16 protein-coding genes are annotated in these 19,196 nt (G+C 75.0%); 10 read left to right on the top strand and 6 right to left on the bottom strand.

Features of this window, described 5'->3' with window-relative positions; genetic code table 11:
- Positions 1-41: 41 nt before the first annotated feature.
- Positions 42-1,850: an NAD+ synthase gene (locus AB0I42_RS15410; RefSeq protein WP_357537770.1), complete on the bottom strand. Its 1,809-nt coding sequence runs from the start codon at positions 1,848-1,850 to the stop codon at positions 42-44.
- Complete coding sequence (locus tag AB0I42_RS15405) at positions 1,832-2,761, bottom strand: hypothetical protein (RefSeq protein ID WP_357537769.1); 930 nt, start codon at positions 2,759-2,761, stop codon at positions 1,832-1,834. The genes AB0I42_RS15410 and AB0I42_RS15405 overlap by 19 nt, the downstream gene beginning before the upstream one ends.
- Positions 2,762-2,943: 182 nt before the next feature.
- Here AB0I42_RS15405 and glnA point away from each other — a divergent pair, with 182 nt between their 5' ends.
- The 4 genes from glnA to AB0I42_RS15385 all read left to right on the top strand — a co-directional run bounded on the left by glnA (position 2,944) and on the right by AB0I42_RS15385 (position 6,484).
- Entirely contained in the window at positions 2,944-4,296 is a 1,353-nt protein-coding gene (glnA, locus tag AB0I42_RS15400; protein ID WP_357521476.1) for a type I glutamate--ammonia ligase, read from the top strand.
- Between the two features lie 80 nt (positions 4,297-4,376).
- Positions 4,377-4,661, top strand: a complete 285-nt coding sequence (locus tag AB0I42_RS15395) for a hypothetical protein (protein WP_357537767.1) — start codon at positions 4,377-4,379, stop codon at positions 4,659-4,661.
- Between the two features lie 3 nt (positions 4,662-4,664).
- Complete coding sequence (locus AB0I42_RS15390) at positions 4,665-5,837, top strand: histidine kinase (RefSeq protein ID WP_357537765.1); 1,173 nt, start codon at positions 4,665-4,667, stop codon at positions 5,835-5,837.
- Positions 5,834-6,484 (top strand): response regulator transcription factor, encoded by a 651-nt coding sequence (locus AB0I42_RS15385; RefSeq protein ID WP_357537764.1) that lies wholly within the window; start codon positions 5,834-5,836, stop codon positions 6,482-6,484. The genes AB0I42_RS15390 and AB0I42_RS15385 overlap by 4 nt, the downstream gene beginning before the upstream one ends.
- 55 nt (positions 6,485-6,539) lie before the next feature.
- Here AB0I42_RS15385 and AB0I42_RS15380 read toward each other — a convergent pair whose 3' ends face one another.
- Positions 6,540-7,418 (bottom strand): LD-carboxypeptidase, encoded by an 879-nt coding sequence (locus AB0I42_RS15380; protein WP_357537836.1) that lies wholly within the window; start codon positions 7,416-7,418, stop codon positions 6,540-6,542.
- A 215-nt stretch (positions 7,419-7,633) separates the two neighbouring features.
- Here AB0I42_RS15380 and AB0I42_RS15375 point away from each other — a divergent pair, with 215 nt between their 5' ends.
- Entirely contained in the window at positions 7,634-8,059 is a 426-nt protein-coding gene (locus tag AB0I42_RS15375; protein WP_357537762.1) for a DUF350 domain-containing protein, read from the top strand.
- A 51-nt stretch (positions 8,060-8,110) separates the two neighbouring features.
- Here AB0I42_RS15375 and AB0I42_RS15370 read toward each other — a convergent pair whose 3' ends face one another.
- Positions 8,111-8,746: a TetR/AcrR family transcriptional regulator gene (locus AB0I42_RS15370; RefSeq protein ID WP_357537761.1), complete on the bottom strand. Its 636-nt coding sequence runs from the start codon at positions 8,744-8,746 to the stop codon at positions 8,111-8,113.
- A gap of 129 nt (positions 8,747-8,875) precedes the next feature.
- Between AB0I42_RS15370 and AB0I42_RS15365 the strand changes: the two genes are divergently transcribed.
- The 5 genes from AB0I42_RS15365 (at position 8,876) to mptB (ending at position 16,935) form a co-directional block, all read left to right on the top strand.
- Positions 8,876-9,805 carry an SDR family NAD(P)-dependent oxidoreductase gene (locus AB0I42_RS15365; protein ID WP_357537759.1) on the top strand — a complete coding sequence of 310 codons (930 nt, stop codon included), beginning with the start codon at positions 8,876-8,878 and terminating at the stop codon, positions 9,803-9,805.
- Positions 9,806-9,884: 79 nt separating this feature from the next.
- Entirely contained in the window at positions 9,885-10,652 is a 768-nt protein-coding gene (locus AB0I42_RS15360) for a type 1 glutamine amidotransferase (RefSeq protein ID WP_357537757.1), read from the top strand.
- A gap of 8 nt (positions 10,653-10,660) precedes the next feature.
- Positions 10,661-13,705: a bifunctional [glutamine synthetase] adenylyltransferase/[glutamine synthetase]-adenylyl-L-tyrosine phosphorylase gene (locus tag AB0I42_RS15355; protein WP_357537756.1), complete on the top strand. Its 3,045-nt coding sequence runs from the start codon at positions 10,661-10,663 to the stop codon at positions 13,703-13,705.
- Entirely contained in the window at positions 13,698-15,359 is a 1,662-nt protein-coding gene (locus AB0I42_RS15350) for a hypothetical protein (protein WP_357537754.1), read from the top strand. The genes AB0I42_RS15355 and AB0I42_RS15350 overlap by 8 nt, the downstream gene beginning before the upstream one ends.
- Positions 15,360-15,363: 4 nt before the next feature.
- Positions 15,364-16,935: a polyprenol phosphomannose-dependent alpha 1,6 mannosyltransferase MptB gene (gene mptB, locus AB0I42_RS15345; protein WP_357537752.1), complete on the top strand. Its 1,572-nt coding sequence runs from the start codon at positions 15,364-15,366 to the stop codon at positions 16,933-16,935.
- Positions 16,936-16,993: 58 nt separating this feature from the next.
- Here mptB and AB0I42_RS15340 read toward each other — a convergent pair whose 3' ends face one another.
- Together AB0I42_RS15340 and AB0I42_RS15335 are read right to left on the bottom strand one after the other, a co-directional pair.
- A complete protein-coding gene (locus tag AB0I42_RS15340; RefSeq protein WP_357537750.1) occupies positions 16,994-17,986 on the bottom strand; it encodes a hypothetical protein in 993 nt (330 codons plus the stop codon).
- On the bottom strand, positions 17,983-18,369 hold the full coding sequence (locus AB0I42_RS15335; RefSeq protein WP_357537748.1) for a helix-turn-helix transcriptional regulator: 387 nt from the start codon (positions 18,367-18,369) through the stop codon (positions 17,983-17,985). The genes AB0I42_RS15340 and AB0I42_RS15335 overlap by 4 nt, the downstream gene beginning before the upstream one ends.
- Positions 18,370-19,196: the final 827 nt, after the last annotated feature.

Here is a 19,196-nt window from a genome sequence, read left to right as displayed (position 1 = left end):
AGTGCAGCTTTTCACACTTCTGATGCCCGCTTTCCCCGTCGTTACTCGGACTGTTCGCGCCACCGGTTGGTGATCGGCAGCCGCCGATCCCGGCCGAACGCCTTGATCGATATCTTGCTGCCGGGTGCGGACTGCCGGCGCTTGTACTCGGCGATGTCGACCATCCGGAGCACCCTGTCGACGACGGCCGGGTCGTGGCCGGCCGCCACCAGGTCGTCGCGGCCGAGGTCGCCGTCGACGTAGCCGGTGAGGATGGCGTCGAGCACCGCGTAGTCCGGCAGCGAGTCGGTGTCGAGCTGCCCGGGCCGCAGTTCGGCGCTGGGCGGCTTGCTGATCGAGCTCTCCGGGATCGGCGGCTGCGCGCCGCGCCGGGCGGCGTCGGCGTTGCGCCACTGCGCCAGCTTCCAGACCAGCGACTTCCACACGTCCTTCAGCGGGTTGAAGCCGCCGACCGAGTCGCCGTACAGGGTGGAGTAGCCGACCGCCAGCTCGCTCTTGTTGCCGGTGGTCAGCACCAGGTGGCCCTCCTGGTTGGAGACCGCCATCAGCAGCACGCCACGGACCCGGGCCTGCAGGTTCTCCACGCTCATCCCGGACAGCGACAGGTTGGCCAGGAACGCGTCGACCATCGGCTGGATCGGCTCGGTGCGGTAGTCGAGTCCGGTGCGCTTGGCCAGGTCGGCGGCGTCGTCGCGGGAGTGCTCCGAGGAGTGCTGGCTCGGCATCGAGACGCCGACGACCCGGTCCGGGCCGAGCGCGTCGACCGCGATCGCGGCCACCACCGAGGAGTCGATCCCGCCGGAGAGCCCGAGCACCACCGACCGGAAGCCGTTCTTGTTCACGTAGTCGCGCAGGCCGAGCACCAGCGCCTGCCAGATCTCCGCCTCGTCGGTCACCCGCTCGGCGATCCCGCCGTCGACCCGGTCACCGGCCGGCCCGGCCGCCGGAACGGCGTCGCTCAGGTGGACCCGGACCACGGTCAGGCCGTCGGCGGCCGTCTCCGGCGACCCGTCGGCCGCCGACGCCGTGCCGGTCGTGGCCGTGCCGGGCGCCGGGTCGGTGGCCGCCGGCAGCTCCACGTCGTGCAGCAGCAGGTGCCCGTCGAACTGCGGGGCCCGGGTGAGCAGCGTCCCGTCGGCGGTCACGATCATCGAGTCGCCGTCGAAGACCAGCTCGTCCTGGCCGCCGACCATGTTGACGTACGCGATCGTGGCGCCGGCCTCGGCGGCCCGCCGCTGGACCAGCGGCAGCCGTACGTCGTCCTTGTTGACCTCGTACGGCGAGCCGTTGATGTTGACGACCAGCCCGACCCCGGCGCGGCGGGCGGCGGCGAACGGGCCGCCGGCCTGCCACAGGTCCTCGCAGATGGTCAGGGCCACATCGACGCCGGCGATGCGGACCACGGTCAGCGTGTCGCCGGGTACGAAGTAGCGGTCCTCGTCGAAGACGCCGTAGTTGGGCAGGTGGTGCTTGAAGTAGCTGGCCACGATCCGCCCGCCGTGCAGGACCGCCGCCGCGTTGCGCGGCCCCCGGCCGGGCGTCGCCGCCGCGCTGATCGTCGCCGGCCCGTCGGCGTCGAGGTAGCCGACGACCACCGGCACCGATCCGAGGCCGGCCGCGTCGAGGTCGGCGGCGAGGCCGCGCAGGGCGGCCCGGGACGCGGTCACGAACGACTCCCGGAACACCAGATCCTCGACCGGATAGCCGGTCAGCATCATCTCCGGAAAGGCGATCAGGTGGGCCCCGGCGGCGACGGCGGCACGGGTGCGATCGACGACGATCGCCGCGTTGTCGGCGAGATCACCGACGGTCGGGTTGACCTGGGCGAGGGCTAGACGCAGGGTCGGCATGTGCCCATCTTGCCCCGCCGGTGCCGGGCCGACCGTCGTGACGCGGTCCGCGGGCCGGTGGGCTCGGTCACCGCCTCGGTCACCGGCGGCCGGCCGAGACGGCGCAGCAGCCCGAGCAGCTTGTCGACGGCCCGGCCCAGCGTCGGCGACGCCCGCGCCGGGTCGACGGTGCCCGCCGGCCCGAGGTGGCGCAGCACCGACAGCACCGGCCCGACCCGGCCCACCGCGAGATAGCCACCGACCTCGCCGTGCGCGCCGCGGGCGGTCAGGACCAGGCCGTACGTCTCGTCGGCGACCCGCTCCAGCGTCAGCGTTCCGACCCGTACGGTGACCGCCGTGCCGTCGTCGAGCCGGGCGTCGAACTCCCGGCACCCGCCGGACGCGGTGCGCAGGTGCCCGACGGCGCGTTCCGCCCCGTCACCGGCGAACCGGACCGACGCCTGCCGCAGCAGCGCGCCGGTCGGGTGCGCGTGGTCGGCCGTCACCGACTCGGTGGCGTCCTCCGGTTCGGTGGCGAGGTCCCAGGGGCGTTCGAAAAGCGTCCGGCACCGCTCGGTGCGGTCCGGGCCGGACGCGGCCGGGCCGGACGCGGCCGGGCCGGGCGGGGCCGGGCCGGCGCGACCCGGGGCGGTCGACGCGGGGCGAGGGCGCGGGCTGAACCCGGCCGGCAGGTCGGTCCGGTCGAGCAGCGTGGTTCCCAGCTCCGGCTGGCGGGCGATGGCCGGCCCGTCCGGGGTGGACGGGGCGGCGGCCGGTGCGGCGGCCGGCGGCCCGCTCCGGGGTACGCCGACCACGCCGGTCAGCACCAGGACGGCGGCCAGGACCGGGCCGAGGGCCACCCCGGCCAGGACCGTCGTACGCCGGACGCGGCCCGGAATCCGGCGGCCGGCTCCACGTGTTCGGTGTCCCATGGGCCTCCTCTGCCGTACGTTTGGGATCAACGTCGAGGAATCGGACAGGTTGTGTGCGACCCGCCATCCGGGTGGTCGGCCGCCCGGCGTAACGTCGGCGTAACGAGCGAGTTGGAGACTGACCGGCCAGGCGTCCAGCCAGTGGGGCCGGTCTGCGCGGCGAAGCGTCACGAGGGGTTGAAGTGGACCGTCAACAGGAGTTCGTGCTCCGTACCCTGGAAGAGCGCGACATCCGTTTCGTCCGGTTGTGGTTCACCGACGTGCTGGGCACGCTCAAGAGCGTCTCCGTCGCACCCGCCGAACTGGAGTCCGCCTTCGAGGAGGGCATCGGCTTCGACGGTTCGGCGATCGAGGGGTTCGCCCGGGTCGTCGAGTCCGACATGGTCGCCATGCCCGACCCGACGACCTTCCAGGTCTTCCCCTTCGAGGGTGGCGCCAGCGGCGAGAGCGCCCGGATGTTCTGCGACATCCTGCTGCCCGATGGCAGCCCGTCCTGGGCCGACCCGCGCCACGTGCTGCGCCGGGCGCTGTCCCGGGCCGCCGAGAAGGGCTTCACCTTCTACACCCACCCCGAGATCGAGTTCTTCCTGCTCGAGGACGGCCCCAACGACGGCTCGGTGCCGACGCCGGTCGACTCGGGCGGCTACTTCGAACACACCACGCACGCCGTCGCCCGCGACTTCCGTCGGCAGGCCGTGCTGTCGCTGGAGCGGATCGGCATCTCGGTCGAGTTCAGCCACCACGAGGTCGCCCCCGGCCAGCAGGAGATCGACCTGCGCTACGCCGACGCGCTCACCACCGCCGACAACATCATGACGTTCCGGCACGTCATCAAGGAGGTCGCGCTGTCGGCCGGGGTACGGGCCACCTTCATGCCCAAGCCCTTCACCGACCAGCCTGGCAGCGGCATGCACACCCACCTGTCGCTCTTCGAGGGCGAGCGCAACGCGTTCCACGACGCCGGCGACCCGATGAAACTCTCCAAGGTCGCCAAGGCGTTCATCGCCGGGCTGCTCGTGCACGCCCGCGAATACACCGCGGTCACCAACCAGTGGGTCAACTCCTACAAGCGGCTGTTCCCGCAGGCCCTGCCCGACCGGATCACCGAGTCCCCGGCGTACGTCTGCTGGGGTCACCTCAACCGCTCGGCGCTGGTGCGGGTGCCGGCGTACGGCAAGCCGAACTCGGCCCGGGTCGAGATCCGCTCGCTGGACTCCGCGACCAACCCCTACCTGGCGTTCGCGGTCCTGCTCAGCGCCGGCCTCAAGGGCATCGAGGAGGGCTACGAGCTGCCGCCGGGCGCCGAGGACGACGTGTGGTCGCTGTCCAACGCCGAACGCAAGGCGATGGGCTACAAGGCGCTGCCGGAGAACCTCGCCGAGGCGATCGACGTGATGGCCGGCTCCGAGCTGATCGCCGAGGTGCTCGGCGAGCACGTCTTCGACTACTTCCTGCGCAACAAGCGCGCCGAGTGGGAGGAGTACCGGCGCGAGGTCACCCCGTACGAGCGCCGCCGCTACCTCGGCACGCTCTGACCTCCACCGCCCGACTCCACCCTGATCTCCACCCTCCGATGGTCCCGGCCCACCCAGTCCCGCTCGTAACGTTCCGTGTCATGAAGGAGCGGAACCGTATCACGAAGCCCGAGGCGCCGGCCGGCCGTCGCGTCGACGCCATGCGTGCCGCGAACTATCTGCTGACCGGCAACCGCAACGGCAACCGGAGCACTCGGCTGGCCGGCGCCGTCATCGACCGGGTGCTCGAACGGGAGGGTGGGAAGATGACCGGCCGCGTCGTTGTCGCGATCCTGGTGGTGCTCGGCGTGGTGGGGCTGGCGTTCGTCGCCTACCGCCTGCTGGTGCTCGACCTCATCCTGACCGTGGTACGGGAACGCGGCTGACCGGTGGGGCTGCGGCGGCTGACCAGTCGGGGCGTACGGCTGATCAGGGCCGACGACCCGGAGACGGGCTGGCTCGTGCGGATCGTGGTCAGCGCGCTGCTGATCTGGTCACTGCTCTTCCTGACCCCGCCGAGTCCCGCCGTGCGGCTGGTCCTCGTCGTCGCCCTCGCCTGCTGGGTCGTCTTCCTGGTCACCGACACCCGGTGGCCGCGGGTCGCCCGGGCCGGTTTGGCCCTCGGGACGGTGCTGCCGGCGACCGTCGCGGGCGTGCCCGAGAGCGCGTCGGCGCCGCTGTTCCTCTACGCCATGCTGTTCACCTTCGTGCTGCTGCCCCGGACCCCGATGTGGGCGATCCTGGCGCTGACCGGGGCGACCATCGTGGTCCTGTTGACGGGTATGTGGCTCGCCGGCCGGGGGCCGACCGCGATGCTGACCCAGCCCGCGCTGATCGCCGTCCTGGTGCTGTTCAGCCTGCACCGGAGGGAATACCGGCTGCGGGCCGAGCAGACCGCGCTGCTGCTCAAGCAGACCGGGCGTACGCAGGAGGCACAGGCCCGGGCGGCGGCCCTTTCCGAGCGGACCCGGATCGCCCGCGAACTGCACGACGTGCTCGCCCACTCGCTCGGTGCGCTCGGGGTGCAGTTGGAGGTCGCCGAGGCCGAACTCACCGAGAAGGGCGACGCGGCGGCCGCGGCGGCCCGGATCCGGCGGGCCCGGCGGCTCGCCGTCGACGGCCTGGCCGAGGCCCGCTCGGCGGTCGCGGCCCTGCGCACCGACGTGCCGCCGCTGGCCCGGGCCCTCGGCGACCTCGTCGCCGACCACCGGGCGGACCACACGGCCACGATCACCCTGCGCACCGGGGGCAGCCCGCACGACCTGCCGCCCGGCGCCGAGGTGGCCCTGCTGCGCACCACCCGCGAGGCGCTGACGAACGCGGCCAAGCACGCCCCGGGGGCGCCGGTCGCGGTCACCCTCGACTACTCCGATTCGGCTGTCCGGCTCACGGTGCGCAACCCGGCCCCGGACCGCCCCGGCCCGGCCGACGACGACGACGGCGGCGGCGGCGGCCGGTACGGGCTGACCGGGGCGCGGGAGCGGGTGGCGCTGGTCGGTGGCACCCTGGAGGCGGGCGTCGTGGACGGGGCGTGGCGGGTCAGCGTGGAGGTGCCGGGATGAGCGACGAGCCGCTGCGGGTGCTGGTCGTCGACGACCAGCAACTCGTCCGGGAGGGACTGACCGCCCTGCTCGAACTCACCGACGGGGTCACCGTCGTCGGCGCCGCAGGCGACGGCGCCCGGGCCCTCGACCTGATCGCCGAGCGGCGACCGGACGTGGTCCTGATGGACCTGCGGATGCCCGTACTCGACGGGATCGCCGCCACCGGCCAGGTCCGGGACCGGTTCCCGGACGTCGCGGTCGTGGTGCTGACCACGTACGCCGACGAGGAGTCGATCGCCGGCGCGCTCGCCGCCGGGGCCCGGGGCTATCTGACCAAGGACGCCGGACGGGCCGAGATCGGCATGGCGCTGCGGGCGGCGGTCGCCGGCCACTCCATGTTCGACCCGGTGGTCTCCGCCCGGCTCGCCGACGCGATGAACCGGCCGGCGCCGCAGCCGCGCGACCGGTTGCCGGACGGCCTGACCCAGCGCGAGGCCGAGGTGCTCGGCCAGATCGCCCTGGGGCGGACCAACGCCGAGATCGCGGCGGCCCTGTTCGTCGCCGAGACGACGGTGAAGACCCACATCAACAACGCGTTCGCGAAGATCGGCGCCCGGAACCGGACCGAGGCGGCCGGCTACGCGACCCGGCACGGGCTCGGCTGACCCGGTCCCGGTCCCGGTCCCGTGGCCGTGGCCGTGGCCGTGGCCGTGGCCGTGGTCAGCGGACCGCCGGGCGCACGGTCAGCGTGCCGGCGGCCGGGTCCAGGGTCGCCGGCACGCCGAGCGGCACGGTGACCTGGCCGACGCCGTGCCCGACCGGCAGGCCGCCGAGCACCGGCACGCCGAGGTCGCCGAGCCGCTCGGCCAGCACGTCGGCCACGTCGACCTGCCAGCCGTCGCGGCAGTTGGTGAACTGTCCCACCGCCACCCCGGCGACCCGGTCCAGGACCCCGGCGCGGCGCAGGTGGGTCAGCATCCGGTCCACCTTGTACGGCGGCTCCTCCACGTCCTCGATCAGCAGGATCGCGCCGGTCAGGTCGGGCATGTCCGGGGTGCCGACCGAGGAGACGACCAGGCACAGGTTGCCGCCGATCAGCGGCCCGGTCGCGGGTGCGGCACCGGCCCGTACGGCCGCGGTCTCCTCGGTGTCGATCCGGGCGACCACGATCTCGTCCGTGGTCATCAGGGCCCGGCGCAGGGATTCCGCCGACGCCGCCGGGGTGCGCTCGTCGAGCCAGGCCGCGCCCGGGCCGTGCACGGTGGCCAGCCGGGCGCCGCGCCAGAGCGCGAACTGCAGGGCGGTGATGTCGGAGAAGCCGGCGACCACCTTCGGGTCGGCCCGTACGGCGGCCATGTCGACCAGGTCGACGACGCGCTGCGCGCCGTACCCGCCCCGGGTGCAGAGCACACCGCGGACCAGCGGGTCGGCGAACGCGGCGTTGAGGTCGGCGGCGCGCAGTTCGTCGCCGCCGGCCAGGTAGCCCTGTCGGGCGTACGCGTTGGGGGCCAGCACGGGGCGCAGGCCCCAGCCGGTCAGCAGTTCGATGCCGCGGGCGACCCGTTCGGGGCGGGTCGGCCCGGACGGCGACACCAGCATGACGGTGTCACCGGGGCGCAGGGCGGCCGGGCGTACGGCTTCTCGACTCACGGCAGCGCAGCCTAGCGACCCACCCCGCGATCTTGCACTTGTCGCCTCCCATAGCGGACGAAAGGGGGAGAGAACCGCAAGATCGCGAGAATGTCGTCCGTCGGCTATCGTGCGGATCACGCCGCGTCCGTACCGAACGTGACGCCGGGGCTGGAGGTGGATCGGTGTACGCGGACCTGCTCACCGGAGCGTGGCAGAGCCTGGTCTACGGCGCGGTCGGAATCGGCCTGATGGCGGTCGGGTTCCTGCTGGTCGACCTGCTCACCCCCGGCCGGCTGCGCGACCTCATCTGGGTACGGCGCAGCGGCAACGCCGCGCTGCTGCTGGCCGCCAACCAGCTCGGCATCGCCGGCATCGTCTTCACCGCGATCCTGACCAGCTACGACTCGTTCACCAAGGGCCTGGTCTCGACGCTGATCTTCGGTGCCGTCGGCATCGTGATCATGGCGTTGGGCTTCTTCGTGCTCGACTGGCTCACCCCCGGCAAGCTGGGGGAGATCATCGCCGCCACCGAACCGCACCCGGCGGCCCGGGTCAGCGCCGCCTCGCACTTCGGCGCCGCGCTCATCGTCTGCGCCTGCATCGCCTGAGCACGCCCGCGGCGTCCGGCCGGCGGTGGCGCCGCCCGGTGGGCCCGCCGGCTACGGCGCGCGGAGGCCGTCGAGCAGCCAGCCCGCGTAGCGGCCGGCCAACTCGCCGACCGCCGTCAGGTCGGCGGCCGCCGGCCCGGCCGGTTGCGCGGGCCCGAGCAGCCCCGCCGGACCGCCGGTGTCGCCGGCGAGGCGGGCCGCGTAGGAGACGCCGCACATCAGCCGCAGGATGTCGTCGCCGTCCACCCCGGGCCGCAGGGCACCGGCGTCGCGGACCCGCCGGAGAAGCTGGTCGACGGTGCCGTACAACTCGTGTTTGAGCTGGCCGGTGCGCGGGAGCGTGTCGGTGCCGGCGGCCACCACGTCGGCGAACCCGGGGTCGGTGACCATCAGGGCGATCCCGGTGGTGAGCAGCCGGGTCAGGCCGGTCCACGGGTCGGCGGCGGCCAGTTCCCGCCGGGCCTGGTCGAGCACGTCGTCCAGTTGGGCCTGCACGAGCGTCTCCAGCAGCGCCCGCGGCGTGGGGAAGTGGCGGTAGGCGGTCCCGACGCCGACGCCCGCCCGCCGGGCGATGTCGTTGAGTTGCAGCGACCGGTCGCCTTCGGCCAGCGCCTGCCCGGCGGCGTGCAGCAGCCGCTCGCGGTTGCGGGCCGCGTCGGCGCGCGGCGGGGAGTCTGACCCGGGCACGGGGTCAGGCTACCGGAACCGGCCGACATTAGCGGATTGGCTATCCGTTTATGCTACGGTGAACCGGATAGCCAATCCGCTTCGTTCGACGGTCGGCCCCACCCGGGGCCAGAACGGGAGCCTTCCGACATGCCCGAGTCATCACCCCGCCGGCGCTGGACCGCCGCCGACATCCCCGACCAGTCCGGGCGTACCGTCCTGATCACCGGCGCGAGCAGCGGCCTCGGCCTGCACATGACCGGTGAGCTGGCCCGGCGCGGCGCCCGCGTCGTCATGGCCGTGCGCGACGTCGCCAAGGGGGAGCGGGCCCGGGCCGCGCTGCCGGCCGCCGACCGGATCGAGGTACGCCACCTCGACCTGGTCGACCTCGACTCGGTACGCGACTTCGCGGCCGGGATCGTCGCCGACGGCGGCGGGCACGTCCTGGTCAACAACGCCGGGATCGGCAACCTGCCCCGACGGTTGAGCCCGCAGGGGCACGAGCGGCAGTTCGCCACCAACCACCTCGGCCACTTCGCGCTGACCGGGCTGCTGCTCGACGCGCTGACCGGACCCGACCCGCGGGTGGTCACCGTCACCTCGGGCCTCTACCCGCTCGGCACGATCCCGTTCGACGACCTGACCGGCGAGCGGCGATTCTCCCCGGGCCGCGCCTACATCAACACCAAGCTGGCCAACGTCCTGTTCGGCCTCGAACTCGACCGCCGGCTGCGCGCCGCCGGGTCACCGGTCCGCAGCCTGCTCGCCCACCCCGGGATGGCCCGTACGGCGTTCATCGAACAGGGGCCGCCCGCCCTCGTCGGCCTGGCCAAGTCCGTCGCCCGGGTGATCGGCCGGCCCGTCGCCGATGGCGCGGTGCCGATCCTGTACGCCGCCACCGCACCGGACGCCCCGACCGGAGCGGTCATCGGCACCGGTCCGACCTTGCGCAAGGTCGCCCCCACCGTCGAGGCGGTCCGCCGCCCCGGCACCGACGCCGGGCTGGCCACCCGCCTGTGGCAGGTCTCCGAGGAGCTGACCGGCGTCACCCCGCTGCTGCCGACCCACTCGTCCCGCTGAGCGGGCAGGCCCACCCGTCGGCCCGCGCACCGCGAGGCGGGGCGGTGGCCCCCGCCGGCCACCCGATAGCCTCGGGTGCGTGGCAACCGCGCTCGTAATCGAGAACGATCCGACCGACGACCTCCGCCGACTCGGCGAGTGGCTCACCGAAGCCGGGCTGGACCTGCGGGTCGTACGCGCGCACGCCGGTGAGGAACTGCCGGCCGACCTCGACGGATACGACGCGTTCGTGGTCCTCGGCGGCGCGCAGGCGCCCTACCCCGCGCCCGACGGCACACCCGGCGCCCCCTGGTTCCCGGCCCTGGAGGGGCTGCTGCGCAAGGCGGTCCGCCACTCGGTGCCGACCCTCGGCATCTGCCTGGGCGCCCAGCTGCTCGCCACCGCCCACGCCGGCACCGCCGAGCGCAGCGCCGCCGGGCCCGAGGTCGGCCCGGCGGTCGTCGGCAAGCGGGACGCCGCCGAGACCGACCCGCTCTTCCGCTACGTGCCGCTGATCCCCGACGTGTTCCAGTGGCACCGCGACGAGGTCACCGAGCTGCCCCGTAACGCGGTGCTGCTCGCCGCGTCGACCCGCTACCCGCACCAGGCGTTCCGGATGGGCGACCGGGCCTGGGGCATCCAGTTCCACATCGAGTGCGACACCGCCATGATCGCGCAGTGGGCCACCGACTCGGAGACCCTCGCCGAACTCGGGTACGACCCGGAGGTCGTCGTCGCCGCCTGCGACGCGATCATGGTCGACGTCGAGGAGGTGTGGCAGCCGTTCGCCGCCCGGTTCGCCGCCCTGGCCCGCGGCGAACTCGACGTACCGCGCCCCGGCCGCAACCTGCCGCTGCTGGGGCACTAGCGCCGCCGATGACCAGACCCACCAGTGCACAGGCCCGGCTCGCCCGCTACGGCTTCGGCGGCGCCGGGGGACCCGCCACCCGCCCCGGTACGGCCGCCGCCGACCTGCTCGGCCCGGACGGGCTCGGCCTGTGGAACCCGGCCACCCACGAGCCCACCGACGGGGCGGCCGCCGAACTGCTCGCCGCGCTGTCCCGGGCCGCCGATCCCGACCTGGCCCTGCGCCAGCTGCACCGGCTCGTCGAGTCCGAGCGCCGCACCGCCCCGGACGGGCCGGGGGTCGTCGACGCGCTGCACGCCGACCAGGGGCTGCGCCGCCGGCTGATCGCCGTACTCGGTGCCTCGTCGGCGCTCGGCGACCACCTGGTGGCCAACCCCGACCAGTGGCACGTCCTGGTCACCGGGGCCGACGGCGCGGCCCCGCCCGCCGACGGCCGGCTCGAACCCGAGCCGCCTCCGGCCGGCGACGCCCCGGCGAGCGGACCCGCCGTCGGCAAGGCGGCCGTGCCGGGGCTGCGGCGGGCCTACCGGCGGGCCCTGCTGCGGATCGCGGCGGCCGACCTGACCGGCGGGCGCGGCCTGGAACAGACCATGGCCGCGCTGTCCGAGCTGGCCGACGCGACCCTGGCCGCGGCCTACCGGATCGCGGTCGCCGAACTGCCGGCCGGCACCCCGCAGCCCCGGCTCGCCGTGGTGTCGATGGGCAAGTCCGGCGGCTGCGAACTCAACTACGTCTCCGACGTCGACGTGATCTTCGTGGCGGCCGAGGACGACGACCTGCCCGCCGCCACCGCCGTCGCAACCCGGCTGATCCACATCTGCGGGCTGGTCGCCTGGCCGGTCGACGCCGCCCTGCGGCCCGAGGGCAGCCGCGGGCCGCTGGTCCGCACCCTGGCCAGCCATCTGGCCTACTACCACCGCTGGGCCCGCACCTGGGAGTTCCAGGCCCTGCTCAAGGCCCGGCCGGCCGCCGGCGACACCGAACTCGCCAAGGCGTGGATCGACCAGCTCGCCCCGCTCGTCTGGCACGCCGCCGAACGCCCCGAGGCGGTCACCGACGTACGCGCCATGCGCCGGAAGATCATCGACAACATCCCGCCCCGCGAGCTGGAACGCGAGATCAAACGCGGGCCGGGCGGGCTGCGCGACATCGAGTTCGCCGTACAGCTCCTGCAACTCGTGCACGGCCGGGTCGACGAGACGTTACGGGTCACCGGCACGCTGCCGGCCCTGCGCGCCCTGGTCGCCGGTGGCTACGTCGGCCGCGCCGACGGCGAGGCGCTGCTGCGCGGCTACCGGTTCCTGCGCTCCGTCGAGCACCGGCTGCAACTCCAGGGACTGCGCCGCACCCACACCGTGCCCGACGACCCGGCCGCGCTGCGCTGGCTCGCCCACGCCCTCGGCTACGTCGCCAACCCGGGCACCAGCGCCGTCGAGGCGTTCCGCGCCGACTGGATCAGCCACGCCACCGAGGTCCGCCGGCTGCACGCCAAACTGCTCTACCGTCCGCTGCTGGAGGCCGTCGCCCGGGTGCCGGCCGACGAACTGCGGATGACGCCCGAGTCCGCCCGCCAGCGGCTGGAGGTGCTCGGCTTCGGCGACCCGGCCCGGGCACTGAAGCACATCGAGGCGCTGACCGGCGGGGTGACCCGGACGGCCGCCATCCAGCGCACCCTGCTGCCGGTGCTGCTGCCGGAGTTCGCCGACGCCCCCGAACCCGACCGCGGCCTGCTCAGCTACCGGCAGGTCTCCGACAAGCTCGGCGGCACCCCCTGGTACCTGCGCCTGCTGCGCGACGGCGGTCCCGTCGCCGGCCGGCTGGCCCGGGTGCTCGGCCTGTCCCGCTACGCCGCCGACCTGCTCGCCCGCGACCCGGAGGCGCTGCGGCTGCTCGCCGACGACGCCGAACTCACCCCCCGATCCGCCGACACCCTGCGCGAGGGCTTCACCGCCGCCGCGTCCCGGCACGTCACCGGCACCGAGAAACCCGATCCGGTCCAGGCCATCACCGCCGTACGGGCCCTGCGCCGGCGGGAACTCGTCCGGCTCGCCTGTGCCGACGTACTCAGCCGGACCGGCGCGCTCGCCCCCGAGCGGCCGGTCGACGTCACCGGCATCGGCGTCGCGCTCACCGGCGTCGCCGAGGCCACCCTCGCCGCCGCCCTGCGGGCCGCGCTCGCCGCCCAGCCGCCGATGCCCGGACTGCGGTTCGCCGTGATCGGCATGGGCCGGCTCGGCGGCTACGAGATGAGCTACCCGTCCGACGCCGACGTGCTGTTCGTCTACGAACCGCCGCCCGGCGTGCCCGACGACGCCGCCAGCACCGCCGCCCGCGCCGTCGCCGAGGAACTGCGCCGGCTGCTGGCCATGCCCGCCCCCGACCCGCCGCTCGGCGTCGACGCCGACCTGCGTCCCGAGGGCCGGCAGGGGCCGCTGGTGCGCAGCCTCGCCGCGTACGCCCAGTACTACGCCCGCTGGTCGAAGGTGTGGGAGGCGCAGGCGCTGCTACGGGCCCGGTTCGTCGCCGGCGACGCCGACCTCGGTGCCCGCTTCGCCGAACTGGTCGACCCGATCCGCTACCCGACCGCCGGCCTGACCCGCGAACAGGTCACCGAGATCCGCCGGATCAAGGCCCGGGTGGAGAGCGAACGGCTGCCCCGCGGCGCCGACCCGGCCACCCACACCAAGCTCGGCCGGGGCGGGCTCGCCGACGTCGAGTGGGCGGTACAGCTCCTCCAGTTGCGCCACGGCGGCCGGATCGAGCGGCTGCGCGGCACCCGTACCCTCGACGCGCTGGCCGCCGCCCGCGACGCCGAACTGGTCGACCCGGCCGACGCGGTGGCGATGGCCGCCGGCTGGACCGCCGCCGCCCGGGTTCGCAACGCGCTGACCCTGGTCCGCGGCCGGCCCAGCGACCAGCTGCCCCGGCACGGCACCGAGCTGGCCGGCGTGGTGCAACTGCTCGGCGGCGACGACCCCGGCGAGTTCCTCGACGACTACCTGCGCGCCGCCCGCCGGTCGCGGGCGGCCGTCCAGCGCGTACTCGATGCCTGACCGGCACCCGCCGCGCGCCGCCGGCCGACCGGCCGGCCCGCCGCGCGCCGGCCGCCGCCCCTCCGGGACGGCACCCGGTGCCCGTCGCGCGGTCGGCGCGACGCTGGTCACCGCCGCCGTCCTGACGGCGGCGTTCCTGGCCGCGCCGCCGCTCGGCAGCGACCTGTCCGCACAGGTCGCCCGCGCCGGCTTCTTCGAGCGGCACGGCTTCGCCCCCCTCGACCTCGGCTGGTACGGCGGCGTGGCCCCGCCCGGCTACAGCCTGGTCAGCCCGCCGCTGATGGCCTGGCTGGGCGGCGGCACGCTCGGCCCCCGGCTGGTCGGGGCGCTGGCCGCCGCCGGCTCCGCGCTCGTCCTGGCCCTGATCCTGGTCCGCACCGCCGCCCGCCGGCCACTGCTGGGCGGGGTGCTGGGGGCGGTGTGCCTGTTCGGCAACCTGGTCTCCGGCCGGGTGACGTACGCCGTCGGCATCGCGTTCGGCCTGCTCGCGATCCTCGCGCTCACGTCGCGGCGGCGCCGGGCCGGACCCGTGGCGGCGGTGGTCGCCGCGCTGCTGGCCGGGGCGGCGAGCCCGGTCGCCGGGCTGTTCGTCGGGCTGGCCGGGGTCGCGCTCGCCCTGACCGACCCACGGCGCCGGCTCGCCGGGGCGGCGGTGGCGGCCGGGGCGGCCGTACCGGTGCTCGGGCTGGCGGCCCTCTTCGGCTCCGGCGGCTGGATGAACATCAGCTTCCTCGACACCGCCCGGGCCGCCGTGGCGAGCCTGGCCGTGGCGCTGCTCGTGCCACACCGTGCCGTGCGGGCCGGCGCCCTGCTGTCGGCCGGCGGGGTCGTCACCGCCTACCTGGTGCACACCCCGGTCGGGCTGAACGCCACCCGGCTCGCCGTGATGTTCACCCTCCCGCTGCTGGCCGGGTATGCCGTCGTGCCGGGGGCCGCCCGGCTGCGCCGGCCGCTGGCCGCCGGGGCGCTGGGCCTGCTGCTGGTCGCGGTGGCCCTCGTGCAGCCGCCGGTGTCGACCGCCGACCTGCGCGCCGCCGGGGACCCGACCGCGTCGCCGGCCTACTTCCGGCCGCTGCTCGACGAACTCGACCGCCGGCCGCCCGGCCGGGTCGAGGTGGTGCCGACCGGCAACTACTGGGAGGCGGCGTACGTGCCCCCGCACGCGCCGCTGGCCCGGGGCTGGCTGCGCCAGGCCGACATCGCGCACCACCCGCTGTTCTTCGACGGCTCGGTCGACACCGACTCCTACGGGCGCTGGCTGCGCGACAACGGCGTCGCGTACGTGGCGCTGGCCGGCGCCCCCACCTCGTGGGTCGGCCGGCGCGAGGCCGAGGTCGTCCGCGCCGGACCGCCGTACCTGACGCCGGTGTGGCGGGGCGGCGACTGGACCCTGTACGCCGTCGCCGCCACCCCGTCCATCGTGGACGGCGCGGTGCTGGTGGACGCCGACGACCGCGCCGTCGAGATCGACGTGCCGGCCGCCGGGGACGCGCTCGTCCGGGTCCGCTGGTCGCGCTGGCTCACCGTCGACGGCCCGGCCGGCTGCCTCACCCCGTCCGGCGACGGCTGGACCCTCCTGCGGGCCGCCGAACCCGGCCGCTACCGGATCACCGGAGCCTGGCGGACAGGCCCGACCTGCCCGCCCCGGCCGTGACACGATGAGCGGCGTGCAACGGCTGACAATCGTCCGGTACGCCGGCTTCGCCGGGGCGGTGCTGCTGGCCGTCGCCGCCTACCTCGGCGGCGCGCTCGTCGAACTCGAGATCGGCGTCACCCCGCTGAAGATCCTGCGCGGGGAGAACGGCCCGCTGATCATCGCCTGCTGGCTGGTCGGCACCGCGCTGATGACCGGCGCCTGGTGGGCCGCCCGCGACGCGGTGCGGTCGACCCGCTGGGCGCTGGTCACCACCGGACTGTGGCTGCTGCCGCTGCTGTTCGCGCCACCGCTGGCCAGCCGCGACGTCTACGCGTACGCCTGCCAGGGCGCCACGTACGCGGCCGGGTTCAACCCGTACGAGCAGGGGGTCTCCGCCCTGCCCTGCCCCTGGCTCGACTCGATCTCCCGGATCTGGCGGGACACCCCCGCCCCGTACGGCCCGCTCTTCGTCCTGATCGCCGGCGGGGTCGTCGCCGCCACCGACAACCTCACCACGATCATCGCCACGTTCCGGGTGATCGCCGTACTCGGGGTGGGGCTCACCGCGGCCACCCTGCCGGTCCTGGCCCGGCGCTGCGGCGTACCCGCCGGTCGGGCCCTGTGGATCGGGCTGGCCTGCCCGCTCGTCGCGATCCACCTGGTCTCCGGGGCACACAACGACGCGCTGATGATCGGACTCGTCCTCGCCGGCCTCGCCCTGCTCGTCACCCGGCCCGGCCGGGCCTGGGCGATGGTGGGCGCCGGGGCACTGCTCGGACTCGCCGTCGCGGTCAAGGCCACCGCCGGCGTCGTCGTGCCGTTCGCCGCCCTACTCGCCCTGCCGGCCGCCTTCCGGTGGCGGGACCTGGTCCGGTACGGCGGCGTCGTGGTCGCCGGCGCGCTCGGCGCGATGGTCGCCGTCACCCTGGTCGCCGGCCGCGGGTTCGGCTGGATCGCCGGGCTGTCCAGCAGCGGCGACACGATCCAGTGGAGTTCCCCGCCGACGGCCGTCGGGCAGACCATCAGCTACGTGCCCCGCCTCTTCGGCGGGCACTTCGACGCGATACCGGCCGCCCGGCTGGTCGGCATGCTGGTGCTGCTGGTGTTCCTGGTCGCCCTGTGGTGGCGGTCGCGTCCGGCGGTCGCGCCCGGCGGGCCGTCCCGGGACGAGGCGGGTACGTCCGGCGCGGGCGGCACCGGGGCGGCGGATGCCGCCGGGACCGACGGGACGGCGGTGCCGGCGGCCGGCGGCGACCTCGGGCGGGATCCGCTGACCGCCGCCGCGATCGCGCTGGTCGCCACGGTGGCACTGTCGCCGGTCTTCCACCCGTGGTATCTCACCTGGCCGCTGGCCCTGGTCGCGGCGACCACGACCCGGCTGCGCTGGTTCGTCGGCGTGTGCGCGGTCGCCTGCTTCCTGGTCCTGCCCGACGGGACCGGCCTGCCCCGCTACACCAAGTTCCCCGGCGCCCCGCTGATGGCGATCCTGGTGGTGCTGGTCGGGATCCGGGTCTGGCGCTGGTGGCGCACCGCCCCCCGGTCCACCGCCCCGGCTCCCGTACCCGCGCACGGCCCCGAAGCGGGCGACCGGTAGCGGGTCGCTCCGCCGGCCGGCCGCCGGTCACGGCGGTCGGCCAGCTCACGGCCTTGAGTCAGCGGGGCGCGGGCGGAGCCGGGCGGTGGCCGTGGCGGCGGGTGCGCAGCACGAGGGCGAGCCCGAGTACGCCGGTGGTCAGCACCGTGACCGCGACCGAGACGGCGAGCAGCGCCGTCGACGACGCGTTGAACTGGCCGGACGGGGTCAGGTATGTGGTCGCCAGCGACTGGGTGGCGAGCAGCCCGACCGGCGGAGCCAGCATCAGCATCGTCCAGACCCCACCTCCGCGCGCCGCGCCGCCGCCACCCAGCACGCCACCGGTGACGGCGGCGAGCACCGCCACCACGCCGAGCAGGAGCGCGGCACCCGCCGGAACGTCAAAGTGGTTCCAGTAGGTGAGCGGGGCGAACGGGCGGTAGACCCCGAGGGCCGCGGGCAGCGCGCCGAACAGGACCGCACCCGCGAGCGGGACCACCCGCGCGACGGCGGTCGGACGTGCCGGCAGGGCGAGCGCGACCAGCCCGAGCGCGATCTGCGGCAGCAGCACGAACAGCGGCGGCCGGATCGTCGCGGTGAGCACGCTCGCCGGAACGACCGCGCCGGTGAGCACGATCGCGGCACCGATCCCGATCCGGACCCAGCGCCGGGGTGCCACCACGGCGACCAGGCCGACGGCGAGCCAGGCGATCCACGGCACCGCGCCGAGGCTCCAGAACGGGCCGAACTGCAACGGGATCGGCAGCGGCTCGCGTGGCCCGAGCTCGAAGTACACGAGCCAGATGGCGGCCAACGCCACCGCGGTGCCCAGCGCGAGGACGGCGGCGAGGTGGGCGCCGGCGACGACATCCGGGCCGGCCGCCCGCAGGTGCTGGCGCAGCCCGCCGCGCAGCAGGTCCACGGCGTCGGCGGGCGACGGCCGCCGCCGGTCGGCGCCGGCCAGTTCCAGGTACGTCCCGACGATCTCGTCACCGCGCCGCGCCCGGTAGTCCTTCGGGTACGCCCACAGCAGCCGGCGGTAGCGGCGTTCCAGTCGCGTCCGGTCGCTCACGCGAGACCTCCGGTGGCGAGCGGGTTGGCGGTGGCGGCCGGCCCCGGCGCGGACCGGCGCCCGGCGGCCCGGTCGCGCAGCCGGGCGGCGGCGGCCTCGACGTTGCGGCGCAGGCGCTCGGTCTCGGCGGCCAGGGTCTCGCCACCGGCGTCGGTGAGCCGGTAGTAGCGGCGCAGCCGCCCGTCGACCACCTCCTCGCGGTCGGCCGCGACGAGGCCCTCGTCGGTGAGGCGGTCGAGCGCGCCGTACAGCGTGCCGGGGCGCATCGCCAGCCGGCCGCCGGACAGTTCGGCGACCTCGCCGATGATCCCGTAACCGTGCATGGGGCCGCCCGCGAGCGCCGTGAGGATCAGGAACGTGGGTTCCCGCAACGGTGTCGACATGGCACACAATATAACGGTGACAAAGATATACCGCCACCAAACTCATGCCTGGCCCTCGCCCCGCCCGCGCCTCCGCCCCGCCCGCGCCTCCGCCCCGCCCGCCTCGCCTCGGTCGCCGTGCCCCGCCTTGGCCGCGTTGATCAAGGAGAAGGTGTGCCCGTTCTGTAGTGCTATGTCGCGGGACTTCTCCTTGATCAACGGGACGGTTCGGGGAGGGGAGGGGAGGCGGGGAGATGCCCGGCCCTCTCGGTGGCCGGGGCGGTTGCTGTTGGGGCTCACAGCGAATTCGCTGTGGATACGCCGAATTCGCTGTGAGGCGTGACAGCAGTAGCTCCGCCTTCTGAAGGCTGGAATTCGCTTGTCTTGATCGTCTGCGGCTCAGACGTTCGACACGCCGGCATCGGTGTGTCTGAACAGCAGACGATCAACCGGCGGCAAGCGCCCCCGACAGGGGAGGTGGTCGGGCCGCCCTTGCGGAGAGGGCGGGCCGGCCCGCGTGCCCGGAGACGGCGGGCCGGGCCGCCCATGCACGCAAACGGCGGGCCGGGTCCACGCGCGGAAGCGGCGGCCCGCGTACGCGGAAGCGGCGGCCCTGGGTAAACGGAAGCGGCGGCCCGCGTACGCGGGAACGGCGGCCCGGGTAAACGGGAGCGGCGGCCTGTGTACCCGGGAACGGCGGCCCGGCGTACGCGGAAGCGGCGGCCCGGCCACGGCGAGTGCCGCCCCGCCGGCGAGCCGTGTGGAAACGGCTGGGCCGGTCCCGCGTACGCGGGACCGGCCCCGCCCGCCAGGTGGGGGGGGGGAGACGGTTTATTAAAAAACCAAAA

It is taken from the genome of Polymorphospora sp. NPDC050346, from assembly GCF_040655695.1.
GTDB lineage: Bacteria > Actinomycetota > Actinomycetes > Mycobacteriales > Micromonosporaceae > Polymorphospora > Polymorphospora lycopeni.
Note: the sequence above shows the minus strand (reverse complement) of the source record. Positions and strands in the feature narration are given on the sequence as shown.